6 protein-coding genes are annotated in these 7,583 nt (G+C 45.8%); all 6 read left to right on the top strand.

What is annotated here, in order from left to right; all coding sequences use genetic code 11:
* Positions 1 to 477 precede the first annotated feature (477 nt).
* Positions 478 to 1,917, top strand: coding sequence for a cardiolipin synthase (gene cls / locus QN379_RS22615; RefSeq protein ID WP_323507682.1), 1,440 nt, complete (start codon positions 478 to 480; stop codon positions 1,915 to 1,917).
* Positions 1,918 to 2,536: 619 nt separating this feature from the next.
* Positions 2,537 to 2,929 carry a phosphonate transporter gene (locus QN379_RS22610; RefSeq protein WP_323507681.1) on the top strand — a complete coding sequence of 131 codons (393 nt, stop codon included), beginning with the start codon at positions 2,537 to 2,539 and terminating at the stop codon, positions 2,927 to 2,929.
* Positions 2,926 to 4,254 (top strand): diguanylate cyclase, encoded by a 1,329-nt coding sequence (locus tag QN379_RS22605; protein WP_322238508.1) that lies wholly within the window; start codon positions 2,926 to 2,928, stop codon positions 4,252 to 4,254. Before QN379_RS22610 ends, QN379_RS22605 begins: the two co-directional genes overlap by 4 nt.
* Before the next feature lie 332 nt (positions 4,255 to 4,586).
* Positions 4,587 to 5,396 carry a ferredoxin--NADP reductase gene (locus tag QN379_RS22600; protein WP_323507680.1) on the top strand — a complete coding sequence of 270 codons (810 nt, stop codon included), beginning with the start codon at positions 4,587 to 4,589 and terminating at the stop codon, positions 5,394 to 5,396.
* A 272-nt stretch (positions 5,397 to 5,668) separates the two neighbouring features.
* Entirely contained in the window at positions 5,669 to 7,168 is a 1,500-nt protein-coding gene (locus tag QN379_RS22595; RefSeq protein ID WP_323507679.1) for a protein adenylyltransferase SelO, read from the top strand.
* Positions 7,169 to 7,278: 110 nt separating this feature from the next.
* A partial coding sequence (msrB, locus tag QN379_RS22590) for a peptide-methionine (R)-S-oxide reductase MsrB (RefSeq protein ID WP_323507678.1) occupies positions 7,279 to 7,583 on the top strand: 305 nt, incomplete at its 3' end.

Below are 7,583 nucleotides of genomic sequence, written 5' to 3'. Positions count from 1 at the left end.
ACTTAAGTGTCACCGTAGCGTCGCGTGGTGCGCCATAGGTGATCGCGCCATAGGCCCCGAACACGCCAAAGTAGTTTGTGTCTAAAACGTTGTTGATATTAAGTTGAGCCGAGAGCTGCTTCGTGATGTCATAGCGCGCCATAATTGGCTGGCATTCTGCAGACTCCGCAAACTGACGAGTAACAAATAATGGGCTAGCTAAAAATGAGAATGAACACCATTAATATAAAAATATCAACAAAATTACACAAAAGCATCTTGAACCTGTAATCCGTGTTTGATGTTGCTAGCCTCTTATAGTCGCCGCCTCAAACGATTGCTCCACAACTTGCTTAACGTCCTTATTGGCGCTTCTAGGGAAATAACAATTTGGCTATATACTGACAATGAGATAGCAAGTGTGCCAGCGCCACTAGCGGGTCTGGTGATAACAATTTCCTAAACAGATTTGCCACCACATTCTTTATGAGACTCGCCATGAGATTCGACAAGGGCACCACCACGGGCATCATCAAGAGAATCAACACGCGCGTCACGAGTTCAAATCGTGCGATGCTTTCTCGCCTGCAACGGATCCTGTTGATCGCCTTGTTAGGGCTAACGCTATCTTCTTGCGCATCGCTGCCCGATATAAGGACGTTCAATGAGCAACCAGCCGATGGTTCGCTTGCCATTAAAAATCGACCAGAAAATGCCCGCTCATCATCAATTTTGGTATCGAGATTAAGTCACTCGCGGGTTGACTTGCATAAATTGGCGGCGCTGGAAGATGCAGCAGTGACGGCACCGCCAATTGCAGGCAATAAAATAACGCTTTTGTTCGATGGCCCGCAGACACTGAATGCCATGATCAAGGCGATTGCCAATGCCAAGAATAATATAAACTTTGAGACCTATATTTTTGATCAAGACGCTCTTGGCATGCAATTCGCCAATCTGCTTATCGAGAAACAGCGTGCCGGAATTCAGGTCAATATCATTTATGACAGCGTTGGTACCATTGGCACACCAACTGAATTTTTTGACCGTATGCGCAGCGCCGGCATCAAATTGGTCGAATTCAACCCCGTCAATCCGTTAAAACGGATCGGCGCATGGCGCCTCAATAACCGAGACCATCGCAAAATTCTTGTCGTCGATGGAAAAATTGCCTTCACAGGTGGCGTGAATATCAGTGCGGCCTATGCCAATAGCTCATTGTTCAGGTCAAAGAAAAAGACCAGCGGCTCAGTCGGCTGGCGCGACACACACATCCAGATTGAAGGCCCAGCGGTCGCTTTTTTGCAGCTTTCGTTCATGCGTTCGTGGGCAAAGCAAGGTACTGAAGACCTGCCCGACTTACAGTATTTCCCGACATTAGGCATTGCTGGCGACAAAGTGGTGCGGGTAGTGATTAGCAGGCCGCGGGGAGAGTTTATTCTTTATAAAGCCTATATCCAGGCATTTCAAAATGCAAAGAAAACCATTCATATCACAACGCCCTACTTTGCCCCTGATCAGCAAATGGTACAGGTGCTAATTGACGCCGCGCGGCGCGGCGTTGAAGTCTCAATGATTTTTCCCAGCGTCTCCGATAGCGGCCTTGCATCTCAAGCAGGACAGTCGTATTACCATCAACTCCTTGCAGCGGGCATAAAAATCTATCGATTACAGGTCGCCATCCTTCACGCCAAAACTGCGGTAATCGATGGCAACTGGTCTACGGTCGGATCGGCCAACCTTGACATCCGTAGTTTTCTGCATAATTACGAAGCAAACGTCATCATCATGGGCGACGAATTTGGTAGCGAAATGGAAAATGCGTTTGATGATGATCTAAGTACCTCGGATGAAATTACCGCAGAGGCTTGGGACCAAAGGTCACTGACTGACCGAATCAAAGAGTGGGCCGCAAGGTCATTGGGATATTGGCTTTGATGAAACAAAATTCTATTTGGGTATTGCAAGTGAAACCACTATAAAAACCGTAAAAAGAGTCCTCGCTTAATAATAGACATTACATAGCGTGAATATTGCACGATATGTAGTTATATCAATAACGTGTAATTTTAGAAAAACCACGCCATAAAATAAGAAGAAAGTCATGCTGGTGTTTGTGAAATTTTGCGGTACTATAAAGTCTATAAAAACATTGCTTTTATACCCATTAGCAGCAGCGCAACGTACCTCCTTGTCTCTAAAAAGATTAGGTGAAAATAAAGCGCACTAAAAGCGAAGACAAATCCGCTATCCCGCGGCAGCAAATATCAATTAAGTCTTTCAATACCAGCGGTGCCATCAGTTTCTAATACTTCAAACTTTCAGTATTTATTATTTCTACCGCGATAGCAGCGTTTCGCTGATCGTCTAGTTGTCTCATTAGTACATCAAAAAGTCTCGTGAACAAACGCGTGCTGTCCTCTGTAGTTACCCGCCCCGCGATGAATACCTACTATTTTTTTCAACACGCTTGCCCTGAAAACCATTTTTCAATTGTAATTTGAACCAAATATGCGTGGCCGTCGATGTCATATTTGCTTAAAACTCGGGAGATAACATGCTTGAAATAAACAAAGAGCTCTTCGATCAAGAAGGATTGATGTCAATAATTGCTAACGCGTCGGCAACAGAGCTCGATGAGATGGATTTTGGGGTGATTGGATTTGACGACGCAGGCCTGGTGCAACGCTACAACCTATTTGAATCGAAATTGGCTGGATTGCGGGCTCAAAACGTGATCGGGTCACATTTATTTACGAATGTTGCTCCGTGCATGAATAACTTCATGGTTGCGCAGCGCTTCGAAGATGCACGCGAATCCTCCACCTCTTTAGATACCATCATTGATTACGTACTCACATTACGCATGCGCCCTATTAAGGTAAAACTAAGACTTTTATCGCGTCCTGACGTGCTGATCCGATTCATTTTAGTTTTACGCGCAACATGAGCGAAGACGGGAGTACGCAAGACATTGCCAGCGAGTACGAGGCATTACTGCAGTTTCTTTACCTCGCACCGGTTGGCCTTGTGCAAACTAACCGCTTGGGCGAGGTTGAGCTGATGAATCCACTCTCAGCCCAGCTATTAATGCCCTTATCGAAAGATGGCGGGCTGTCAAATTTATTTAACGCTTTAGAGTCGGTTGCCCCAGAATTGCGGCGCATGGCAGCAGATTTTACAGCACCACAAGGATCTATTTGTGAGGGTTTCAGAGCCCAATTGACTGCAGGCGTTCGCGGAAAACAAGATCCCAAGATGCTCGGGATAAGCATGATCAAATTGGATGAAAGCCATCTGATGACAGTCCTAACCGATATGACGCAGATCATAGCCCAAGAGCGCCAACTCAAGTACAACACGGCTTGGATTAACGCGATAACGGTGGGCGTCACAGACTATGCATTAATGAGCCTTGATCAGGAAGGAAAAATCCACGAATGGAATCCAAGTATTGGACGCGTCACTAAATTTACTGCCGAAGACGTGGTGGGAAAATCCTTCTCTATGTTCTACAAGGAAGGTAGCATCTCGCCCGAACGGATTACAGACTACTTAAAAGAAGCCGATGAAGACGGCTGGAGTCTGAACGAAGGCTGGCGTGTCAAGGCTGACGGGACAAGCTTCTGGAGCAGCAGTATGATTGTGCCGATTGAAGATACTGCAGTAGATGGTGCAGGAAATATGGTTTTAGCGGATCCTGATGAACTCAGTTATGCTTTAATTTTGCGCGATATAACTGACCGGAATAACGATGCGGCTGGACACTTAAGTGCCCTTTCGAGCGACTATTTAACTGGCATAGCAAATCGACGTACGCTTTTCGAGGCAGCAGAGCTAGAGTTCAAACGTTGGCATCGAAATCCTCGGCCCCTCACTCTTATCATCATCGATGCTGACTATTTCAAGAAAGTCAATGATACGTACGGACATGCAGCTGGTGATCTTATATTGTGTAATCTGGCAAGCACGATGAAGGAAACGATGCGAGACATCGATACGGTAGCACGGATCGGTGGCGAAGAATTCGCAGCGCTTCTCCCATCAACAGATCTTGGCGGGGCATTGCAACTGGCAGAACGCTTACGCAACAAGATCGAAGCTGCACGGGTCATCATCGATGGTGCAGAAATTAAATACACTATTAGCATCGGGATCAGCGCTATGGACCACACAGTCACCGGCTTTGACGAATTGCTTCAGCGTGCCGATACAGCACTCTATGATGCCAAACATTCGGGACGTAACAACGTAAAAATTTGGAGGCAGACATAACGCTCAATTAGAACCAACATTAGTTGCTTTACTCAATTACAAAAGCTCAATCTAGTTTAGTGAACGCTTTTTCCACCTATTGAAAAGATATTTTTATTTTAAAAATTTGGCGATGTGCAACTGATTCGCTGCGGTAGACAACGAATCAGTTGCCAATTTGTACGTGGTAAAAAAAACGATGCCTGTTCCTATTTTTTACATTTAATTAGCAACCAACCGTTTATCTGGATGTGCTCCGATGTTAAAAACTATCTCGTTATCCGTGGAACGTCATCACATCACTAATGAAACGTGTATTGTGGGAGATATACTGATAAAACGAGTGCCTGATTATGACAAACGTTATCCCCGACAGCGCTATTACTAGCGGCGAAAAAGATACTCTCGAAACCATTACGAGCGTGCATCACTGGACTGATACTTTACTATCCTTTCGATGCACGCGGCCATCCGCATATCAATTCACACCCGGCCAGTTTGCGCGCTTAGGCCTCAGGACGGAGAGTGGCGAAACGGTGTCCCGCGCCTATTCATTGACCTCAGCGATGACAGAAAATACCCTCGAATTCTATTTGGTGCTAGTACCAAATGGTCCGTTTTCGGCACTTCTGTCAAAGCTACTGCCGGGAGATAAAATACTCGTCGAAAAATCCAGTTATGGGTTCATGACTGCAGATCGTTTTGTCGATGGAAAGGATCTCTGGATGCTGGCAACCGGAACCGGCCTTGGGCCCTTCATCTCGATTTTGCAAGATCCCGCCTTATGGAAAAAGTTTACGCATTTAGTACTCGTGCACGGCGTACGAAATACTGAAGAACTAGCCTATCAAGCATTGCTGGAAAGCCTGCCACAACGCACCGAACTTGCAAATGGCGGTGCAAGTCTGACGATGGTGCAAGCGACAACCCGTGACACGCAGACGACAGGCCCGCGCCATCTTCATGGCCGCATTACAACACTACTTGAAAATGGCACGCTCGAACACGTTACAGGTCAACCAATAACGTTAGAGGCATCGCGCGTGATGATTTGTGGAAATCCAGAAATGATTACAGCGACCAGAGAAATGTTGGTTCAGCGCGGTATGCGCCCATGCCGCAGAGCAATACCCGGACAATTTGTCACCGAAGATTATTGGTAACAAATTACTCCTATTTCGATTATTTACGCCTCATTTTGACCATGAATATTTAACAAGCTAAAAGACGCTTTAACATCCTGTTCTTGCGCTGATGATGGCTTAACCCTGTCAATTGACTGCTAATAAAAGCCCGGAAATAGTATGCGTTTCGACGATGTAAGAACGTCAGTCGCTTATTACTCCTTTTTTAGATTGACAGTGTTTAGCAATGATATCGGCTATCTCTGTCAAACTACGGGTTGCCACCACATTCCGCTTTCCAAGGAACCCGCATGCATGACGTAGCCGCACCGAATATCGAGCCAACATTCCCGAAACTTTCATTAAGCAATGGATTTGCCGCTTTACCTCCAGAGTTTTATACGCGCCTAATGCCAACGCCAATCGTGGCACCTTATCTGGTCGATGCCAATGATGTCGCCGCAGCGTTAATTGGTATTGATCCGGCTATATTTCCCTCTAAACAATTTATTGATACCTTTTCAGGTAACCAGTTATTGGATGCATCACAGCCACTTTCCGCCGTATATTCAGGGCACCAGTTTGGACAATGGGCGGGCCAATTGGGTGATGGGCGCGCGATATTATTAGGCGACGTCCCATCATATAACGCTACTAGCCGTATTGAGTTGCAACTCAAAGGGGCTGGAGCGACGCCTTATTCGCGTATGGGAGACGGTCGTGCGGTACTGCGCTCATCCATTCGCGAATATCTTTGCTCAGAAGCGATGGCGGCGCTGGGCATTCCAACCTCGCGCGCACTAAGTGTCATCGGATCAGACCAGTTGGTGATGCGAGAAACACCGGAAACCACGGCAGTAGTAACGCGCATGGCACCAAGCTTTGTTCGCTTTGGATCGTTTGAACACTGGTTTTACAACAAACAACATACATCGCTGAAAATCTTGGCCGATTACGTTATCGTACAATTTTATCCAGAACTAGCAGCAAAAGAAAATAGATATCAAGCTTTTTTAGCGGAAGTGACCAAGCGTACCGCCCATTTAATGGCCGAGTGGCAGGCAGTCGGTTTTATGCACGGCGTTATGAATACCGACAATATGTCGATATTAGGACTAACACTTGATTACGGACCATTTGGGTTCATGGAAGCTTACGACCAACGCCATATCTGCAACCATACGGATCAACAAGGCCGCTATGCTTACAATATGCAACCACAAATCGGTCATTGGAACTGCTATGCACTCGGCCAGACATTACTCCCATTGATTGGAAGTGTTGAAGACACCGAAGATGCGTTGAAAGACTATCAAAACCAATATACTGCTAAGTATGGTGACTTATTGCACGCCAAGCTAGGCCTGCTAACTGTTCAGCCAGAAGACGATAAGTTATTTGATGCAATGTTTGCATTAATGCAAAGTAGCCATACGGACTTCACATTATTTTTCCGCCGTTTAGGTGACTTGCAAATCGCGCATCCAGAAAACGACATGCTATTGCGTCATCTGTTTATCGATAGAGCAGGTTTTGATGCATGGGTGCTTCAATACAGGGCGAGATTGCAGTCAGAAAATAGCCTTGACGCAGTGCGACGTCTTGCAATGCATAAAACGAACCCCAAGTACGTGCTGCGGAATTATTTAGCGCAAGTTGCGATTGAAAAAGCACAGAAAAAAGACTATTCCGAGGTTCGTAAACTACTTAAAATTTTACAGCAGCCATTTGATGAACAGCCTGAATATGCTGACTACGCCGCGTTGCCACCCGACTGGGCCAACGGATTAGAAGTTAGCTGTTCTTCTTAAATGAGTAAGTTAAACATAATTGACTCATCAGTGAGTCGGCAGATGAGTACGGAAATTAAAAAAGCCATCAAAAAAAACTCAAAAACTGTCCATTAAAATAGGAGTCCATCATGAGCAACTCAAAAGTTACTAAAACCGAAGCAGAATGGCGCGCGACACTAGAACCAATGGAATATGAAGTTACAAGAAAAGCCGCCACTGAACGTGCTTTCACGGGAAAATTCTGGGATCACCACGAACATGGCATTTATACCTGTGTATGCTGCAACACACCTTTGTTTGAATCAGACGCGAAATTCGATTCGGGTTGCGGCTGGCCAAGTTATTTCAAAGCGATTAATCCAGAAAATGTCAGCGAACGGATTGACCGCGCTCACGGCATGACCCGCACCGAAATTTTATGTAATGTCTGTGA

Origin of the sequence: Glaciimonas sp. Gout2, assembly GCF_035018905.1 — a bacterium.
In the GTDB taxonomy this organism is placed as follows: domain Bacteria; phylum Pseudomonadota; class Gammaproteobacteria; order Burkholderiales; family Burkholderiaceae_D; genus Glaciimonas.
This window is presented reverse-complemented; position numbering and strand designations above follow the sequence as displayed.